Genomic DNA, 18,362 nt, shown 5'->3' on the forward strand with positions numbered 1-18,362 from the left:
GCGTCGCCCCGCCGCGGAGCCGCGGCCCCGTTGCGGGGCATCCCGTTGCCGGGCACCCCGCCGAGAGGTGCCCCACCGAGGGGTGCCCCGCCGCCGCGGCCCTGCCCGGAGCGGCTGGGCCGCGCCCTCGGGCGCCCGGGATAGCCCTACCGGCCGATTCCGGTTTCGGCACGATGGCCCTAGATAGGGCGGCATGACGACCGCTCGAACCCCGCGCCCGCCCTCCCCGCTCCGGCCCGCGGCCGGGAGGCGCCCGTGAGCCTCGGCCTCTGGGGCAAGCTCGGCGGGGCCGGGCTCGGCCTCGCGGCCGGCGGGCCCCTCGGGGCGCTCGTCGGCGCCGTGGCGGGCCACTTCCTCGTCGACCGCGAGGGCTCGCTGTTCGGGCCGACGCCCCGGGAGGTGGTGTTCACCACCGGGCTCGTGGCCCTGGCCGCCAAGATGGCGAAGTCGGACGGCGTGGTGACGCCCGCCGAGGTCGCGGCCTTCGCCGACATCGTGCAGGTGCCCGACGAGGAGCGCGCCGGGGTGGAGCGCCTGTTCGACCTCGCCAAGCGCACGACCAGCGGCTTCGAGGGCTACGCCCAGCAGGTGGCGGAGACGTTCCGCGACGAGCCCGCCCTCCTGGAGGACGTGCTCGACGGCCTGTTCCACATCGCCAAGGCGGACGGCGCGATCCACGAGAACGAGGCGCGCTACCTCGCGGCGGTGGCCGGGGCCTTCGGGTTCGACGAGGCCCGCTACGCCCGCGTGGCGGCCCGCCACATGCGCCTCGACGACGACCCCTACGAGGTGCTCGGCGTGGCCCGCGACCTTCCCGACGCCGTCCTGCGCCGGCACTACCGCGCCCTCGTCGCCGAGAACCATCCCGACCGCGCCGTGGCCCGGGGCCTGCCGCCCGCCGCCGTCGCCATCGCGACCCGCCGCCTCGCCGCCATCAACGCCGCCTACGACCGCATCGCCGCCGAGCGGCAGCCGAGCCTGAGACGCGGATGACCCTGACGCCCGACAGCCCGATCGCCCGTCAGGTGGTGCCCTCGCCCAACCACAACGAGCGCCGCCTGCCCGTCGACATCCTGATCCTGCACTACACCGGGATGGCGCGGGCGAGCGAGGCGCTGCTGCGCCTCGCCAATCCCCTGGCCGAGGTCTCGGCGCACTACTTCGTGTTCGAGGACGGCCGGGTGGTGCAGATGGTGCCGGAGGCCCGGCGCGCCTGGCACGCCGGCCTCTCGGCCTGGGAGGGCGTGCGCGACGTCAACTCGCGCTCCATCGGCATCGAGATCGCCCATCCGGGCCATGCCGGCGAGGTCCAGGCGCCCTACCCGGAGGCGCAGGTCGCGGCGGTCGCGGCCCTGTCCCGGGACATCGCGTCGCGCTGGCCGATCCGCCCCGACCGGATCCTCGGGCATGCCGACGTGGCGCCGGACCGCAAGGACGACCCCGGCGAGAGCTTCCCGTGGGAGCACCTGCACCGCCAGGGCATCGGCCACTGGACCACCCCGGCGCCGATCCGCGACGGCCGGTTCTTCGCCGAGGGCGATGCCGGCCAGCCGATCGAGGCGCTGCAATCGATGCTCGCGCTCTACGGCTACGACCAGCCCGTCACCGGCACCTTCGACGCCCGCACCCGCGCGGTGGTGACGGCCTTCCAGCGCCACTTCCGGCAGGCCCGCATCGACGGCGTCGCCGACGCGTCCACGATCACGACGCTGCGCGACCTCCTGGCCGCGAAGCCGGCCTGAGGCGCCGCCGCCGTCAGTGGTTGGCGTTCGTGACGGTGCCGGGCGCCCGGACGCCCGGCGCCGGCGGCGTTCCCGCCTCGAGGTAGCCGGCGCCCGGCGCCGCCTCGGCCCGCGCCGCCGCGCGGGTCCGCCACAGGCTGTAGGCGATGCCGCCGCCGAGCAGCGCCACCGTGACGACGAGGGCCTGCCAGGGCTCGATCGTCACGAGGTCGAAGGTGTCGGCCACCACGATCTTCAGCCCGATGAAGATCAGGATCATGGCGAGCGCGCCCTTGAGGTAGGCGAACCGGTCCACCATCGCGGCGAGCGCGAAGTAGAGCGCCCGGAGCCCGAGGATCGCGAAGATGTTGGAGGTGTAGACCACGTAGGTGTCGGTGGTGATGGCGAAGATCGCCGGCACGCTGTCGACCGCGAAGATCACGTCGGCGCCGTTCACCAGCACCAGGGCGAGGGCCAGGGGCGTGAGCCAGCGCACCGGGCGGCCGGTCAGCGGGTCGGGCCGGACCGTCAGGAACTTCTGGCCGTCGAGGTCGCGGGTGACGCGCAGGTGCTTGCGCGCGAAGGCGACGAAGCGGTTCGCGGTCTCCCCCTCGGCCTCCTCCTCGCTGCCCGAGACGAGCATCTTGACGCCGGCGTAGATCAGGAAGGCGGCGAAGAAGGTGAGGACCCACTCGGCCTCGTGCACGAGCGCGGCGCCGAGCCCGATCATCAGCCCGCGCAGCACGACCGCCGCCAGGATGCCCCAGAGCAGCACCCGGTGCTGCGCCACCCGCGGGATGCCCAGGAACCCGAAGATCACCGCGATGACGAACACGTTGTCCATCGACAGCGACTTCTCGACCACCAGGCCGGCGAGGTATTCCTGGCCCGCTTGCGCGCCGAGATACCACCAGATCCAGGCGCCGAAGCAGAGGCCGAGGGTCAGGTAGAAGGCCGTCAGCAGGAGGCTCTCCCTGACCCCGATCTCCCGGGTCTTGTCCCGGTGCAGCAGCCCGAGATCGAAGGCGAGCAGGAAGAAGACGACGGCGTGGAACCCCAGCCACATCCAGACGGGCTTGCCGAGCCACAGCGTATAGAGGAAATCGACCATTTACGGACCGTTGATGCTTCGAGGAAGAAAGCATCGGCTCCGACATCACGAGCGCGCAGTGCGCAGCTCGCCAGAGGGGCCCGCAGCCGATCCTGCCGACTTAAGTCGGGTCAGGCGGCGGATCAAGGGCCGCTTGACAGGCGCGGCCCGCTCGCGGCTCTGGCGCAGGCATGACGCAGACGAGGGAAGCGCGCCGCAGCGCGGCGGTGATCGGGGCCGGGCCGGCGGGCCTCGCGGCCGCCGAGGTGCTGGCGGGGGCGGGTCTCGCCGTCACGGTGGTCGAGCGCATGCCCTCGCCGGCCCGCAAGCTCCTGATCGCGGGCCGCGGCGGCCTCAACCTCACCCACAGCGAGCCCCTGGACCGCTTCCTCGCCCGCTACCATCCGGCCGAGCCCCGGCTCGCCGCGGCGATCGCGGCCTTTCCGCCGGCCGCCCTGCGCGGCTGGTGCGAGGGGCTCGGGCAGCCGACCTTCGTGGGCTCGAGCGGCCGGGTGTTTCCCCGGGCGTTCAAGGCCTCGCCGCTCCTGCGGGCCTGGCTCGCGCGCCTGGACGGCCTCGGCGTCGCCCTGCGCACCCGCACCCGCTGGACGGGCTGGGAGGCCGACGGCGCCCTCGCGCTCGAGGGCCCTGACGGGCCGGGGCGGCTGCGGCCCGACGCCGTCGTGCTGGCGCTCGGCGGCGCGAGCTGGCCGCGCCTGGGCTCGGACGGCGCCTGGGTCCCGGTGCTGGCGGCGCAAGGGGTCGCGGTCCGCGCCCTGCGCCCGGCCAACGGCGGGTTCACGGCGGGGTGGTCGGCGGCCTTCGCGGCGCGCTTCGCCGGGACGCCCCTGAAGCGCATCGCGCTCACGCTCGGCGCCGAGCGGGTACGGGGCGAGGCGATGATCACCCGCGAGGGCATCGAGGGGGGCGCGCTCTACGCCCTGTCGCGGCCCCTGCGCGAGGCGATCCTGGCGGAGGGCGGGGCCGTGATACGGGTCGACCTGCGGCCGGACCTCGACGCGGCGGCCCTGGCGCGGCGCCTCGCGGGGGCGCGGGCGAAGGATTCGCGGGCGACGATCCTGCGCAAGGCCGCGGGCCTGAGCCCCGTCGCGGCCGGCCTGCTGCGGGAGGCAGCGGGCGAGCTCCCGGCGGATCCCGGCGCGCTCGCCGGGCTGATCAAGGCCTGCCCGGTGCGGCTGACCGGCCTCCAGCCCCTCGCGCGGGCGATCTCGAGCGCCGGCGGCGTCGCCTTCTCGGCGCTGGACGAGCACCTCATGCTGCGGGCGCGCCCGGGGACGTTCGCGGCCGGCGAGATGATCGACTGGGAGGCGCCGACGGGCGGCTACCTCCTCCAGGCGAGCTTCGCCAGCGGCCGGGCCGCCGCGGGCGGCGCGCTGCGCTGGCTGTCCGGGCCGTGACGGCTCAGAGCCGGGCGCAGAACCCGACCATGCCGGAGCTGTCGGAGGGGCACATCACCACGGCCTCGCCGCTCTCGCGACGCGTGAAGGTCGGGCTGCCGGAGCGCAGGCAGTAGGCCGACACGAAGGCCTCGCCGTCCGCGCAGGCGAGCTCGCAGTAGGGCTTGGCGCAGCCGTCGGTCCGCAGCACCCGGAGCGGCAGGCCCGCGGCCGCCGGCGCGGGCGCGCTCCCCGGCGCCCCGGCCTCGCCGTGGGGCCCCGGGGTGCCGGGAAGGCCCGGCTCGCCCTTGGGACCGGGCGCCCCCGCGGGACCGGCCGCGCCCTTGGCGCCCGCCTCGCCCTTCGGGCCGGGTTCGCCCTTCGGGCCGGGTTCGCCCTTGGCGCCCGCCTCGCCCTTCGGACCCGGCTCGCCCTTGGGGCCCGGCTCGCCCTTGGCACCCGCCTCGCCCTTGGGACCCGGCTCGCCGCGGGCTCCCGCCTCGCCCCTGGACCCCGGGGCGCCGGCGAGGCCGGCCACGCCCTGCGGCCCGGTCGGGCCGGGCTCGCCCTTAGGACCCGCGGCGCCGGTGGCGCCGCAATTCGCCACCACGATCTCGCGGGATTCCTCGCCGGCCTTCAGGACGCCCTGGCAGTTCGTCGGCATGTAGGGGACGTGCAGCGTGAAGCGCCCGCGCCGGTCGGTCTGCACCGGGATGTCGTCGTCGAGGGTCACGGTCACGCCGGCCCGGCCGACGCTGCCGGAGATGCGCAGCTCCCCGGCCTCGATCCGGGCGTCCCAGACCTGGATGGCCGGCGGCGCCCCGGCGCGCCGCGGCGCCTGCGCGGAGGGGCCGGGCTGCTGCGCGTGCGCTGCGCCGCCCACCAGGGCGGCCAGGGCGGACAGGACCAGCACGGCGCGGTGAGGACGCATCGGATTCCTCGGAATCGTCGGGGGGAGGAGCCCGCGCAGGCTGCGGCGGGCGGCGGGGCGGCGCACCTTGCTGCGCGGTCAAGCTGCGGTCAACCACGCAGGGCCGGGGCGGTCAGGCGTCGTACGTGATCACGCCGTCGAGGGCGTAGTGCTTCACGGTCCGGCGGTTGGCGATCAGGTCGTCGACCGTCGGCTCGCCCCTGAGCGCGCGGGCGATGGCGAGCTTCGTCGCCTCGTAATGGGTGCGGTAGAGGTCGCGCCGGTCGAGGTTCGGGTCCTCGGCGCAGCGCGGGTCGAGCCAGATCATGATGATCATGCAGAGGGCGTCGAGGCCCTCCCGCGGCAGGATGCCGTCGATGATGCAGTCCACGATGGCGTCGCCGGTCGCGGCCTGCACCACCCCGCCGAGGAGCTCGACGTACTCCGCCGTGTGGATCGTCGCCTTGGTGGTCATCATGGTGGCGGGGCGCACGAGCTGGTTGAGGTCGCGCACCACGAACATCCGGGTGTGGCCCTGCACCTGGCCCATCATCGACGCGAAGGCGTGGCCGACCGGGCCGTCGACCGCGCCGATGAGCACCTCCGGCATCGCGTCGGTGTACTGGCCCTCGGCGGCCAGCACGGTGGCCTCGCCGGTTCGAAAGACAATCGCGCTCATCGGGTCGTCCTCGCCGGGCGGGCCGCAGGGCCCGCCTCCCGTCCAAGGCCCGCGACCCACCACACGGGCGGGCGCCGCGTCAACCGCGGGCCGGCCCGGCACCGGCATCGACGTCACCGGAAAATGGTCTATAGGGCGTCCGGGGGCGAGACGGTGCCCCGCAACCGCCGATGCGCCACCATGACCGATCGCGACTGGACCCTGCGGGTGGCTCCGACCGAGGCGGGCGTCGAGCTGGAATTCGCGCTCGCCGACCTCGGCGGCCGGCCGGTGACGGCCGTGATCGCCCTCGACCGGGCCGAGGCCCGCCACTTCGCCCGGGCGCTGCTCGCCGCGTCGGGGGACGCCGCCGAGCGCACCTTCCCGCACCCGCCGGTGCCGGACGGGGCGTGAGGCGCCGGGCGGGGGGCCGGGCGCCGCGCCGGGTCAGTACCGCCCGGGCAGGCGCGGCACCTTCGTGCCGGGCTTCTCGACCGGCTCGGCGCAGCGGTAGACGAACTCGGTCTGGAGGTCGGTGAACACCGTCTCGCCGATGATCGTGCAGGTCTCGCGGGCGGTCTCGCGCAGGTAGGTCTCGGCGGCCTCCGAGAAGCGGCGCCGGCGCGTCAGGGCCGGGTCGCGCCCGTCGAGGCCGCAGCCGGCGACCTCCCGCAGGCCGTTCGAGACGATCAGCACCTTGCGCTGCTGGCGCTGGTCGAAGACCTCGTAGGGGTCGTTGCAGCCGATCGTCACCACCTGGGCCGGCAGGCCGACATAGGTCTTCGAGAGGTAGGAGAACTCGGTGCAGCCCGCCGCCGCCACGCCGACGAGGGCGAGCCCCCACAGACCTGTCCGCATCACGCCCCTTCCGGCCATGGCCGCCGGCCGATTCCGGCCGGGGCGACAAGCTTTGGGCCGGGGCGCGGGGTGCGGTCAAGCCTGCCGGGACCGCGCGACGCACCGGTGCGCACCATTCGCCGCCCGTGTGGACGCCGGGTGACGCACGGCGCGGGGGGCCTCCCGGCGCGGCGCGGCCCCGCCGGGCGACGGGTCCCCGCGTCCCGGCTACTCCGCGGCCGCGAGGTGGCGCACCGGGTCGTAGTTCAGGATCGGCCCGAGCCAGCGCTCGACCTCGGCGACGTCCATCCCCTTGCGGGCGGCGTAGTCCTCGACCTGGTCGCGCTCCACCTTGGCGACGCCGAAGTAATGCGCGTCCGGATGCGCGAGGTAGAGCCCCGACACCGACGAGCCCGGCCACATGGCGTAGGATTCGGTCAGCTTCACGCCGATGCGCGGCTCGGCCTGGAGGAGGTCGAACAGGGTCGTCTTCTCGGTGTGGTCGGGCTGGGCCGGGTAGCCGGGCGCCGGGCGGATGCCCTGGTAGGCCTCCCCGACGAGGTCGGCGGTGGCGATGGCCTCGTCGGCGGCGTAGCCCCAGAACTCCCGCCGCACCCGCTCGTGCATGCGCTCGGCGAAGGCCTCGGCGATGCGGTCGGCCAGCGCCTTGACGAGGATCGAGCGGTAATCGTCGTTCTGGCGCTCGAAGCGCTCGGCGATCCGCACCTCCTCGAGGCCGGCCGTGACCACGAAGCCGCCGACGTAGTCCGGGATGCCGCTGTCGCGGGGGGCAACGAAGTCCGACAGGCAGGTGTTCGGGCGCCCGTCGCGCTTCGAGAGCTGCTGGCGCAGGCCGTGGAAGGTCGCGAGTGGCTCGGCCCGGCTCTCGCCGGTGTAGAGGCGGATGTCGTCGCCGACCGCGTTGGCGGGCCAGAAGCCGATCACGGCCTTCGGGTTGAACCAGCGCTCCTCCACGATCTGGCGCAGCATGGCCTGCGCGTCCTCGAACAGCGCCCGCGCGGCGGGGCCCTGCGCCGGGTCGTCGAGGATCGCCGGGAAGCGGCCCTTGAACTCGTAGGTCTGCAGGAACGGCGTCCAGTCGATGTAGGGGACGAGGTCGGCCACGTCGTAGGTGCGGAACACCCGGGTGCCGGTGAAGCTCGGGCGGGCCGGCCGGTAGGTCGACCAGTCGGCCCTGAACGCGTTGGCGCGGGCCCGGGCGAGGGGCAGCCGCTGCTTGTCGACCTCGGCCCTGGCATGGGCCTCGGCGACGCGCTTGTACTCGGCCCTGACCTTGTCGATGGCCTGGACCTTGGTGTCGGGCGAGAGCAGGCTCGACACCACGCCGACCGCCCGGCTGGCGTCGGTGACGTAGACGGCCTGGCCCCGGGCGTAGGCCGGGTGGATCTTCACCGCGGTGTGGACCCGGCTGGTGGTGGCCCCGCCGATGAGCAGGGGCACGTCGAAGCCCTCGCGCTCCATCTCGGCCGCGACGTGGACCATCTCGTCGAGGGAGGGGGTGATCAGCCCCGAGAGGCCGATGATGTCGACCTTCTCCTTGCGGGCCGTGTCGAGGATGCGCGCCGCCGGCACCATCACGCCGAGGTCGATGATCTCGTAGTTGTTGCAGGCGAGCACGACGCCCACGATGTTCTTGCCGATGTCGTGGACGTCGCCCTTCACGGTGGCCATCAGCACCTTGCCGGCGGCCTGGCGGCCGCCCGTCCCGCCGTTGGCGGCCTTCTCGGCCTCCATGAAGGGCATGAGGTGGGCCACCGCCTGCTTCATCACGCGGGCGGACTTCACCACCTGGGGCAGGAACATCTTGCCCGATCCGAACAGGTCGCCGACCACGTTCATCCCGGCCATCAGCGGCCCCTCGATGACGTGGAGCGGGCGCGCGGCCTCGCGGCGCGCCTCCTCGGTGTCGGCCTCGATGTACTCGGTGATGCCGTTGACGAGGGCGTGCTCCAGGCGCTTGGCGACCGGGGCCTCGCGCCAGGCGAGGTCGGCGGTCCGGACCTGGGCCGGCCCGCCCTTGAAGCGGGCGGCGGCCTCGAGCAGGCGCTCCGTCGCGTCCGGGCGCCGGTTGAGGACGACGTCCTGGCACAGCCCGCGCAGCTCGGGGTCGAGCTCGTCGTAGACCGCGAGCTGGCCCGCGTTGACGATGCCCATGTCCATGCCGACCTGGACCGCGTGGTAGAGGAACACCGCGTGCATGGCCTCGCGCACGGGCTCGTTGCCCCGGAACGCGAAGGACAGGTTCGAGATGCCGCCCGAGATGTGGGCGTGGGGCAGGGTCTCGCGGATGATCCGGGCCGCCTCGATGAAGGCGACGCCGTAGCCGTCGTGCTCCTCGATTCCCGTGGCGACCGCGAAGACGTTGGGGTCGAAGATGATGTCCTCGGGCGGGAAGCCGATCTCCTCGGTGAGGATGCGGTAGGCCCGGGTGCAGATCTCGACCTTGCGCTCCAGCGTGTCGGCCTGGCCCTGCTCGTCGAAGGCCATCACCACCACGGCGGCCCCGTAGGCGCGGCAGATGCGCGCCTCGGCGATGAACTTCTCCACCCCCTCCTTCATGGAGATCGAGTTCACGATCGCCTTGCCCTGGATGCACTTCAGGCCGGCCTCGATCACCGCGAACTTCGAGGAATCGACCATCACCGGCACGCGGGCGATGTCGGGCTCGGCCGCCACGAGGTTCAGGAACTCGACCATCGCGGCGGCCGAGTCGAGCAGGCCCTCGTCCATGTTGACGTCGATGACCTGGGCGCCGGCCGCGACCTGGTCGCGGGCGACGTCGAGGGCGGCCGCGTAGTCGCCGCTGGTGACGAGCTTGCGGAAGCGCGCCGAGCCGGTGACGTTGGTGCGCTCGCCGATGTTCACGAACGGGATCTCGGGAGCGAGCGTGAACGGCTCGAGGCCCGAGAGCCGCATCAGCCGCGCCACCTCCGGCACCCGCCGCGGCGCCTTGCCGGCGACCGCCTCGGCGATGGCCCGGACGTGGTCGGGCGTCGTGCCGCAGCAGCCGCCCACCATGTTGACGAGGCCGCTGCCGGCGAACTCGCCGACGAGCGCCGCCATCGCCTCCGGGCTCTCGTCGTAGAGGCCGAACTCGTTCGGCAGGCCGGCATTCGGGTAGGCGCAGACGAGGGTGTCGCAGGCGCGGGACAGCTCGTCGATGTGGGCGCGCATCTCGCGGGCGCCGAGCGCGCAGTTGAGGCCGAAGGTCAGGGGCTCGGCGTGCCGCAGGGCGTGCCAGAACGCCGTCGGCGTCTGTCCCGAGAGCGTGCGGCCCGACAGGTCGGTGATGGTGCCGGAGATCATCACCGGCAGGCGCATCCCGGTCTCCTCGAAGACCTCCCAGGCCGCCACGATCGCCGCCTTGGCGTTGAGGGTGTCGAACACGGTCTCGATCAGGATCAGCTCGGCGCCGCCGGCGACGAGCCCCCTCACCTGCTCGGCGTAGGCCGTGCGGACCTGGTCGAAGGTGACGGCGCGGTAGCCCGGGTTGTTGACGTCGGGCGAGATCGAGAGCGTGCGGTTCGTCGGCCCGACCGCGCCGGCGACGAAGCGGCGGCGGCCGTCCCGCTGCTCGGCGAGGAGCGCGGCCTCGCGGGCGAGCCGCGCGCCCTCCCGGTTCAGCTCGTGGACGATGGATTCCATGCCGTAATCGGCCTGGGCGATGGTCGTGCCCGAGAACGTGTTGGTCTCGACCACGTCGGCGCCGGCCAGGAAGTAGTCGAGGTGGATCTGCCGGATCGCGTCGGGCTGGGTCAGGATCAGGAGGTCGTTGTTGCCGCGCTGGTCGTGGCCGTGGTCGGCGAACCGGCTCCCGCGGAAATCGGCCTCGCCGAGCCCCAGGCGCTGGATCACCGTGCCCATGGCGCCGTCGAGGACGAGGATCTTCTCCGCCGCGCGCCGGCGCAGGGTGGTGAGGATGTCGGCGCCGTCGGCGGGGCGGAGGTCGGTCATCGGGGAGGAGCTTTCCGGGAGGGGCCGGGGGCGGGACCGGCCGGGACGGGCGGGGGGCTGGCGCGGGGCCCCTGGCACGGCCCCCGCTCGGGGGGGCGTGCCGGGGGGGCGGCGGCTTAGGCCGCCACCCGCTCGGGCGCCGGCGCGCTCGCGGCGCGCAGGCCGAGCAGGTGGCAGATCGCGTAGACGAGGTCGGCGCGGTTCATGGTGTAGAAGTGGAAGTCGGTGACGCCGCGGTCGACGAGGTCGAGCACCTGCTCGGCCGCGACCGCCGCCGCCACCAGCTTGCGGGTGCCGACGTCGTCCTCGAGCCCCTCGAAGCGGGCGGCGAGCCAGTCCGGCACCGAGGCCCCGGTGCGGCGGGCGAAGTTGGCGGCCTGCTTGAAGTTCTGCACCGGCAGGATGCCCGGGATGATCGGGATGTCGATGCCGCGGGCCTGCACCCGGTCGAGGTAGCGGAAGTAGAGGTCGTTGTCGAAGAAGAACTGGGTGATGGCCCGGTCGGCGCCGCAATCGACCTTGGCCTTGAGGGCGTCGATGTCGACGTCGAGGGAGGGCGCCTCCGGGTGGCGCTCCGGGTAGGCCGAGACCGAGACCTCGAAGTCGCCGACGCGCTTGATGCCGGCGACGAGGTCGCAGGAGCGCTCGTAGCCGCCGGGATGCGGCCGGTAGGCGGTGCCGACGCCCTCCGCCGGGTCGCCGCGCAGGGCCACGATGTGGCGCACGCCGGCCTCCCAGTAGGCCCGCACCACGTCGTCGACCTCGTCCTTCGTGGCGGCCACGCAGGTGAGGTGGGCGGCGGGCTTGAGGTCGGTCTCGCGCACGAGCCGCGCCACGGTGTTGTGGGTGCGCTCGCGGGTCGAGCCGCCGGCGCCGTAGGTCACCGAGACGAAGTGCGGCCGGACCGGCGCCAGGCGCTCGATCGAGGACCACAGCGTCTCCTCCATCTCGGCGCTCTTGGGCGGGAAGAACTCGAAGGAGACCCGGATCGGACGGCGGCTCTCGCGGCTCGGGCGGAAGGCGGTGGGGAACATCGGCGACCTCGGATCTCGGATTCGATGCGTGCGTAGGGGCAAAGTGCGGCGCCCGTCAGGCAACCGCGCGGTCGGCGAGGCCGGATTCGGCCTCGGCGTGGTGGGCGAGCCAGAGCGTGACGGTGAGCTGGTGCTCACCCTTGCCCAGGGGGGCGAGGTGGCGGAGCCGGACGTCGGTCAGGCCCGCCTCGGTGAGCCAGGCCGAGACCTGCTCGGGCGCGAATCCCAGGCGGCGGTGGGCCTGCGCCTCGCGCAGGAACTCGAGGTCGTGGGGCGCGAAGTCGACCACCAGGAGCCGCCCGCCCGGCGCCACGAGGCGGCTCGCCTCGCGCAGCGCGCGGGCCGGGTCGTCGAGGTAGTGCAGCACCTGGTGGATCAGCACGAGGTCGAAGCTGGCGCGCCCGAAGGGCGGGGCGTGGATGTCGCCCTGGCGCAGGTCGACCCGCGCCAGCCCCTGGCGCTCCAGGTTGGCGCGGGCCACCGACAGCATCGCGTGGTTGGCGTCGAGCCCGGTCGCCCGCGCGGCCCGCGGGGCGAGGAGCCCGAGCATCCGGCCGGTGCCGGTGCCGAGGTCGACGAGGCTGCCGATCGGCCCCGCCCCGAGCACGTCGAGCACCGCCGCCTCGACGGTGGCCTCCGGCACGTGCAGCGAGCGGACCCGGTCCCATTGCGGCGCGAGCCGGGCGAAGAAGCTCTGGGCCGCCTCGGCGCGCTGCGCCCGCACGGCCTGGAGGCGGGCCCGGTCCTCCGAGAGCGGGGGCGCCGACCGGTCCACGGCGTCGACGAGCGGCTCGATCAGGCCGGACGCGCCCTCGCAGAGCCGGAAGAACGCCCAGGCCCCCTCCCGGTGGCGCTCGACCAGCCCGGCCTCGACCAGGAGCTTGAGGTGGCGCGAGATCCGCGGCTGGGACTGGCCCAGGATGTCGGTGAGGTCCGAGACCGAGAGCTCGCCGTCGCCGAGCAGCGCGAGGATGCGCAGGCGCGTCTCCTCCGCGGCCGCGCGCAGCACGCCCAGGGCATCCGCGAAGGGAATGACACCCGCGAAGGGAAGGGCAGCCGCGAAGGGAACGGTGCGGGTCATCGTCGGCCGGCCTCAACCCTCGATACGAAACATAAAGATATCTTTATGTCAGTCTTCGTATCGGCGCAAGCGGTGTTTCGCCGGCCGCCGCACCGACGCGTGCGGCCCCGGAGGGAGGCTCCGGGGCCGCACGCGTCGCCGGGTTGCGCGGCGCGCCTCGCCGCGCGGCTCTCTCCCGCGTGGCCCTCTCCCGCGAGGGACGCCGCGCTCAGGCGGCCCGGACCGTCGCGAGGAAGCGGTCGACCTCGGCGCCGAGCTGCTCCGAGCGGCGCGACAGCTCGGAGGCCTGCACGAGCACCTGGCTCGCGGCCGCGCCGGTCGCCTCCGAGGCCCCGGCGACGCCTGCGATGGTGGCGGTGACCTCGCCCGTCCCCACCGCGGCCTGCGAGACGTTGCGGACGATCTCCTGGGTGGCCGAGCCCTGCTCCTCCACGGCCGCCGCGATGGAGGCCGAGACCGCGCTCAGCTCGTGGACCCGGGTGGTGATCGAGTCGATGGCGCCCACCGCCTGGCCGGTGGCGGCCTGGATCCCGCCGATCTGGCGCGCGATCTCGTCCGTGGCTTTGGCGGTCTGACCGGCGAGCTCCTTGACCTCGGCGGCCACCACCGCGAAGCCGCGGCCGGCGGCCCCCGCGCGGGCCGCCTCGATGGTGGCGTTGAGGGCGAGCAGGTTCGTCTGGCTGGCGATGGTGGAGATCAGGCCGACCACGTTGCCGATGGTCTCGGCGCTGCGGCTGAGGTCCCGCACGAGGCTCGCGGTCTGGGTCGCCTCCGCGGCCACCGCCCCGGCCAGCGCCGTCGAGCCTTCGACCTGCCGGCCGATCTCGGTGACCGACGATCCGAGCTCCTCGGCCGAGGACGCCACCATGGTGACGTTGGCGGAGGCCTCCTCGGCGGCGGCCGCGACCGTGGAGGACTGGCTCGCGGTCTCGGCGGCCGTCGCGCTCATCGACCGGGCGGTGGTCTGGAGCTCCGTCGCGGCGGAGCCCACCGCGGAGACGATCCCGCCGACCGCGGCCTCGAACCGGTCGGCGAGGTCGCGCATCGCCGCCTTGCGCTGGGCCTCGATCCCGGCCCGGCCGAGCGCGGCCTCCCGCTCGAGCGCCTGGGTCCGCAGGAGGTTCTCCTTGAACACCTGGACGGCGCCCGCCATGGCGCCGATCTCGTCGCGGCGGCCGCGTCCGGCGACCTCGGCCCCGAGATCGCCGCCGGCGAGGCGGCCCATCACGGCGGTCATCCGGCGGATCGGCCGCACCACCCCGAACTGGAGCCCGGCGAGGCCGAGGCAGGCCATCACCAGCATCGCCGCGAGCCCGGCGACGCTGGCGATCCGGTAGGCCTCGCCCGCCGCCGCGGCCTCGGCGGCCCGGGCCCCGAGCAGCACCGTCTCGGCTCCCGCGATCTCCGCCGCCTTGGCGCGCAGGGCGTCCATCACGCTCCGGCCGGCGCCCGAGGCCTCGATGCGGCGCGCCTCGGCCTGCGTGGCCGCGTCCTTCATGAGCGCGATCTCCCGCTCGGCGACCTCGGCGCGCCACCGGGCCGCCAGGGCGTCGAGGGCGCTCAGGCGCTCCTGCTGGGCCGGGTTGTCCGCCGTGAGGGTGCGGGCGGCGGCGATCGCCTCCGCGTAGGACGCGGCGCCGGCCCGGTAGGGCGCCAGGAACTCCGGGTCGCCGGCGATCAGGTATCCGCGCAGGCCCGTCTCGCGATTGAGCATCGCGGCGGTGATCCGGTCGACCTCCGACAGCACCTTGCGGGTGTGGTCGGTCCAGAACGAGGTCCGCTCGATCGTGACGAAGTTCTGCCACGACACGGCGGCGCCGGCGATCCCGACGGCGGCCATCAGGGCGAAGGCGCAGCCGATCTTCACGGCGATCTTGAGGTTGCTCATCATCGACGACACCGGCCACGATCCTGGGAGAACCCACGGGCAGCCGAGGGGGCGCCGGTCGGGAATGGTGCATCAGAGCCCGTCCGGACTAATTTAACGTTACGTCAGAGAGCCGGGCGGCACCGCCCGGGGGAGCGCCCCCGGCGCTCCTTGCCGGGCCGGGGCGGCGGCGCCCGCCGCGCCGGCTGCTGGGGGCCCGGCCCCGACGGCCCTCAGGATTCGTCGAGGACGAGGCGCGTCACCGCGCAGCCGCGGGCGACGATTTCGGCGGCGCCGAGATCGGGGAAGAGGTCGGCGTAGCGGCGCACGAGCGCCGCCGCGAGGGCCTCCCGGGTGCGGATCGTCGGGAGCGAGTGGGCGAGGAGGTCGGCCGTCACCGAGCGGACGGGCACGCGCTGGATCACCGCCGTGCAGAGCCCGCGGCGGAACCGGGTCGGGTCGAGCACCGGCAGCACCTCCGCGCCGCCGCCCCGGTCGCGGTCGCCGTCGCGGTGGCCGGGGCGCAGGATCGGGAGCAGCGCGTAGCGCCGGCCCGCCGCGTTCAGCGTCTCCTCGAGGTTGAAGTGCACGAGCGTCCGGCGGATCCCGGACAGGGCCGCGAAATCCTCCGGGTGCAGGCGGATCAGGGCATCGACGCCGAGGCGGCGCGCGAGGTCGGCGACCGGCACGATCCGCGCCCCGTCCGGGCCGGGGATGCCCACATGCGTGCCGTTCGACCACGGCGGGGGGTCGCGCTCCGGCATCCCGCGCCTACCGGAAGGGCGGCTCGTCGAAGCTCCGGAGCTTGCGCGAGTGCAGGTCCTGGCGGTTCGCCCGCAGGGCGTCGAGGGTGGCGAGGCCGATGAGCAGGTGCTCGCCCACCGCCCGCTCGTAGAACGCGTTGGCGGCGCCCGGCAGCTTGATCTCGCCGTGCAGCGGCTTGTCGGAGACGCAGAGCAGCGTGCCGTAGGGCACCCGCAGCCGGTAGCCCTGCGCCGCGATGGTGCCGCTCTCCATGTCGACCCCGATCGCCCGCGAGAGGTTGATGCGGCGGCGCTCCTGCGACCAGCGCAGCTCCCAGTTCCGGTCGTCGTAGGTCACGACCGTGCCGGTGCGCAGGCGCCGCTTCAGGGCGTCGGCGCGCTCGCCCGTGACCGTGGCGGCGGCCTCCTGGAGCGCCACCTGCACCTCGGCCAGGGCCGGGACCGGCACGTCGGTCGGGACCAGTTCGTCGAGGATGCGGTCGCGCCTGAGGTAGGCGTGGGCCAGGACGTAGTCGCCGATGGTCTGCGACTGCCTGAGGCCGCCGCAATGGCCGACCATCAGCCAGCAATGCGGGCGCAAGACCGCGAGGTGGTCGGTGATCGTCTTGGCGTTGGAGGGCCCGACCCCGATGTTGACGAGGGTGGTGCCCTGCCCGTCGCGGGCGACGAGGTGGTAGGCCGGCATCTGGAAGCGGTGCCAGGGCGAGGCCGCGATGACGGCCGCCGGATCGGCGCCCTGCGCCTCCTCGGCCGCGACCGCGATGCCGCCGGGCAGGATCAGCCGGGCGTAGCGCTCCGGGTCGGCCGCGAGCGTCCTCAGGCCGACGCGGACGAACTGGTCGACGTAGCGGTGGTAGTTGGTGAGCAGGATCCAGGGCTGGAGCTGGCGCCAGTCGGCGCCGGTGTAGTGGACGAGGCGGCGCAGCGAGTAGTCGACCCGCGGCCCGTCGAAGAGCGCGAGCGGCCGGGGCTCGTCGCCCTTCTCGAGCCAGAGCCCGTCGGCGATCTCGTCGCCGACGCTCGACAGCATCGGGGTCGGGAAGAAGCGGGCGAGGTCGCTCGAGGTCGTGTCCCCGCGCGAGAGCTCGGCGCCGGGCTCGACCACGTAGGGATAGGGGATCTCCTGGGCGCTCAGGCCGACCTCGATGGTGGCGCCGTAATCCTCGACGAGCGGGCGCAGCTGCTCCAGGAGGTAGGTGCGGAAATGATCGGGCTGGGTCACCGTGGTGGCGTAGATGCCCGGGCCCTGGAACTTGGCGGTGGCGCGCTTGATGCGCGGCATCGGGCCGGTGGGGCGGTAGCTCAGGCGCAGCTCGGGGTAGCGGAAGCCGAGGCGCTCGGCGTGGTCGGGCGGCACGCCGTCGGCGAGGAAGCGGGTGAGCGCGTCCCGCAGGCTCTCGGTGGCGGTGGCGTGCAGCGCCGCGAGGCGGTCGACCGCCGTCTCGGGATCGGCGACCGTCTCCATCGGTCTCAACTCGTCGGCGAACACGATCGATCGGCCTCCCTCATGCCCTCGCGCGAGCCTATACCGGCGACGGCGGCGCGGCGACCCGGGACCGTGACATCCTCCCGCCCGGCGACAGGGGCGTGACGGCCCGCCGGCCGGGCATCGGACAGGAGCAGGGCATGGGGTGCGGGCTGGACGCGGGCGGGGCGGACCCAGAGGACGGGCGGCGGGACGACGAGGCCTTCGGGCCCCGGCCCGGCGAGACGGCGGTGGCGCTGCCGGAGGCCTTCGATGCCGGGCTCTACTTCATCGGGCGCATCCGCACGCCCTGGACCCGGCGCGCGGAATGCCCGAAGAACTCGGGCCAGTCGGACGCGGCCTGCACCATCGAGGTCGACCCGCTCTTCGCCCCGGGCCTCCAGTCCCTCGCCGGCACCACGCACCTGCTGGTGCTCTACTGGATGGACCGGGCGCCCCGGAACCTCGTCGCCCAGCAGCCGCGCCACGCGCCGGCCCCCCGCGGCACCTTCGCGCTGCGCTCGCCCGCCCGCCCGAACCCGATCGCCCTCTCGGTGGTGGAGCTCCTCGCCGTCGGCGGGGACCGCCTCACCGTGCGCGGCCTCGACTGCCTCGACGGCACGCCGCTCCTCGACCTCAAGCCCTACTTCGCCTCGACCGACGCGAAGCCGGAGGCGCGGGTCGCGCGGCGCGACGACGCCCCTCGGGAGGCCGGCGGGAGCTGAAGGGACGCGAGGCGCTCCTTGAGCCAGGCCCTGGCGGCCTGGCGGCGCCGGATCAGGCCGGCGAGCCCGCCCGGCGAGGCCCCGGACCCGGGCGGGACGGCGACGAGCTCGAGGATGCGGGCGCGCTCCGGGTAGAGCTCGTCGAGGACCGGGCTGTCCAGGGTGGCGGAATCGAGCCGCGCGGCGAAGCGCGAGGCGTGCAGGGCCCGGACGATCTCGGCCTCGAGCAGGACCCCGGGGGCGAGGTGGCGCAGGTCCTCGTCGTAGGCGGTCTTGAGCAGGGTCGCGGTGCCGCCGCAGACGAGGGCGAGGCTCGCCGCCACCGGCCGGCCGTCGAGGCGCAGGAGGTCGGCCCGCGCGGTGACCGGGCCGGGGCCCGCCCGGAACAGGTCGCGCGCCAGGGCGGCGGTGTGCGGCCGGCAGGCGAGCGCGCTGCCGGCCCGCCCCTTCCAGCCCCGGCGCTCGAGGGCGAGGAAGGCCGCGACGGCGGCATCGAGGTCGCCCTCGGGCCCGACGCTCTCGAACGTCACGGCCCCGGCCTCGTCCAGGCGCCGGCGCCGGCGGCGCAGGTCCTTCAGGCGGCCCTTGTGGGGGTGGTGGGCCAGGAAGGCCTCGTGGCTCGGGCGCCGGTCGAGCACCGGGCGCGCGAAGGCCGAGACGACCTCCTGGCGCCAGCCCTGGGCCGCCATCGCGGCGCGGAGCGCCTCCCCGACCGGGCCGTCGCCGGGCAGGAGCGGCCACCACCACGCCCGCCCGCCCGCCGCCGGGCCGAGGGCCGCGACGAGCGCGGCCGCGGCCGGCGCGAGGTCCGGGCCGCCCGCCACCAGGGGCGCCGCCA

The 18,362-nt window shown here is 74.6% G+C and carries 16 protein-coding genes; 5 read left to right on the forward strand and 11 right to left on the reverse strand.

Annotation, left to right across the window (positions count from 1 at the left end; translation table 11 throughout):
• Positions 1-255 precede the first annotated feature (255 nt).
• Together DT057_RS21920 and DT057_RS21925 are read left to right on the forward strand one after the other, a co-directional pair.
• Positions 256-993 (forward strand): J domain-containing protein, encoded by a 738-nt coding sequence (locus DT057_RS21920; protein WP_128564233.1) that lies wholly within the window; start codon positions 256-258, stop codon positions 991-993.
• Positions 990-1,742: an N-acetylmuramoyl-L-alanine amidase gene (locus tag DT057_RS21925; RefSeq protein WP_128564234.1), complete on the forward strand. Its 753-nt coding sequence runs from the start codon at positions 990-992 to the stop codon at positions 1,740-1,742. The genes DT057_RS21920 and DT057_RS21925 overlap by 4 nt, the downstream gene beginning before the upstream one ends.
• Positions 1,743-1,755: 13 nt before the next feature.
• On the opposite strand, the gene DT057_RS21930 is transcribed toward DT057_RS21925, so the two are convergent.
• Positions 1,756-2,832, reverse strand: a complete 1,077-nt coding sequence (locus DT057_RS21930; RefSeq protein WP_128564235.1) for a TerC family protein — start codon at positions 2,830-2,832, stop codon at positions 1,756-1,758.
• A gap of 170 nt (positions 2,833-3,002) precedes the next feature.
• Between DT057_RS21930 and DT057_RS21935 the strand changes: the two genes are divergently transcribed.
• Complete coding sequence (locus DT057_RS21935) at positions 3,003-4,229, forward strand: TIGR03862 family flavoprotein (protein ID WP_128564236.1); 1,227 nt, start codon at positions 3,003-3,005, stop codon at positions 4,227-4,229.
• Positions 4,230-4,233: 4 nt separating this feature from the next.
• On the opposite strand, the gene DT057_RS21940 is transcribed toward DT057_RS21935, so the two are convergent.
• Entirely contained in the window at positions 4,234-5,139 is a 906-nt protein-coding gene (locus tag DT057_RS21940) for a collagen-like domain-containing protein (protein ID WP_128564237.1), read from the reverse strand.
• 112 nt (positions 5,140-5,251) lie between these two features.
• Positions 5,252-5,797 (reverse strand): formaldehyde-activating enzyme, encoded by a 546-nt coding sequence (locus DT057_RS21945; RefSeq protein WP_128564238.1) that lies wholly within the window; start codon positions 5,795-5,797, stop codon positions 5,252-5,254.
• A 180-nt stretch (positions 5,798-5,977) separates the two neighbouring features.
• Here DT057_RS21945 and DT057_RS21950 point away from each other — a divergent pair, with 180 nt between their 5' ends.
• Positions 5,978-6,190: a hypothetical protein gene (locus tag DT057_RS21950; RefSeq protein WP_128564239.1), complete on the forward strand. Its 213-nt coding sequence runs from the start codon at positions 5,978-5,980 to the stop codon at positions 6,188-6,190.
• 33 nt (positions 6,191-6,223) lie between these two features.
• On the opposite strand, the gene DT057_RS21955 is transcribed toward DT057_RS21950, so the two are convergent.
• From DT057_RS21955 to DT057_RS21985, 7 genes are all read right to left on the reverse strand, one after another.
• Entirely contained in the window at positions 6,224-6,634 is a 411-nt protein-coding gene (locus DT057_RS21955) for a hypothetical protein (RefSeq protein ID WP_128564240.1), read from the reverse strand.
• A 207-nt stretch (positions 6,635-6,841) separates the two neighbouring features.
• Positions 6,842-10,588: a methionine synthase gene (gene metH, locus DT057_RS21960; RefSeq protein ID WP_128564241.1), complete on the reverse strand. Its 3,747-nt coding sequence runs from the start codon at positions 10,586-10,588 to the stop codon at positions 6,842-6,844.
• Positions 10,589-10,704: 116 nt separating this feature from the next.
• Complete coding sequence (metF, locus tag DT057_RS21965; RefSeq protein ID WP_128564242.1) at positions 10,705-11,622, reverse strand: methylenetetrahydrofolate reductase [NAD(P)H]; 918 nt, start codon at positions 11,620-11,622, stop codon at positions 10,705-10,707.
• 55 nt (positions 11,623-11,677) lie between these two features.
• Positions 11,678-12,703 carry an ArsR/SmtB family transcription factor gene (locus DT057_RS21970; protein ID WP_128564243.1) on the reverse strand — a complete coding sequence of 342 codons (1,026 nt, stop codon included), beginning with the start codon at positions 12,701-12,703 and terminating at the stop codon, positions 11,678-11,680.
• Positions 12,704-12,911: 208 nt separating this feature from the next.
• The gene (locus DT057_RS21975) at positions 12,912-14,594 is read right to left on the reverse strand and encodes a methyl-accepting chemotaxis protein (RefSeq protein WP_128564247.1); all 1,683 of its coding nucleotides are present in this window, start codon (positions 14,592-14,594) and stop codon (positions 12,912-12,914) included.
• A gap of 209 nt (positions 14,595-14,803) precedes the next feature.
• The gene (locus tag DT057_RS21980; RefSeq protein WP_128564244.1) at positions 14,804-15,334 is read right to left on the reverse strand and encodes a hypothetical protein; all 531 of its coding nucleotides are present in this window, start codon (positions 15,332-15,334) and stop codon (positions 14,804-14,806) included.
• A 7-nt stretch (positions 15,335-15,341) separates the two neighbouring features.
• A complete protein-coding gene (locus tag DT057_RS21985) occupies positions 15,342-16,823 on the reverse strand; it encodes an AMP nucleosidase (protein ID WP_128564245.1) in 1,482 nt (493 codons plus the stop codon).
• Between the two features lie 137 nt (positions 16,824-16,960).
• Here DT057_RS21985 and tsaA point away from each other — a divergent pair, with 137 nt between their 5' ends.
• A complete protein-coding gene (gene tsaA, locus DT057_RS21990) occupies positions 16,961-17,524 on the forward strand; it encodes a tRNA (N6-threonylcarbamoyladenosine(37)-N6)-methyltransferase TrmO (RefSeq protein WP_128564246.1) in 564 nt (187 codons plus the stop codon).
• Here the strand turns inward: tsaA and DT057_RS21995 are convergent.
• Positions 17,443-18,362, reverse strand: a 920-nt coding sequence (locus DT057_RS21995) for a GNAT family N-acetyltransferase (protein ID WP_162501467.1), incomplete at its 5' end; no start/stop codon positions are given. The genes tsaA and DT057_RS21995 overlap by 82 nt on opposite strands.

The sequence above is a fragment of the Methylobacterium crusticola genome (genome assembly GCF_003574465.1).
GTDB classification, from domain to species: domain Bacteria; phylum Pseudomonadota; class Alphaproteobacteria; order Rhizobiales; family Beijerinckiaceae; genus Methylobacterium; species Methylobacterium crusticola.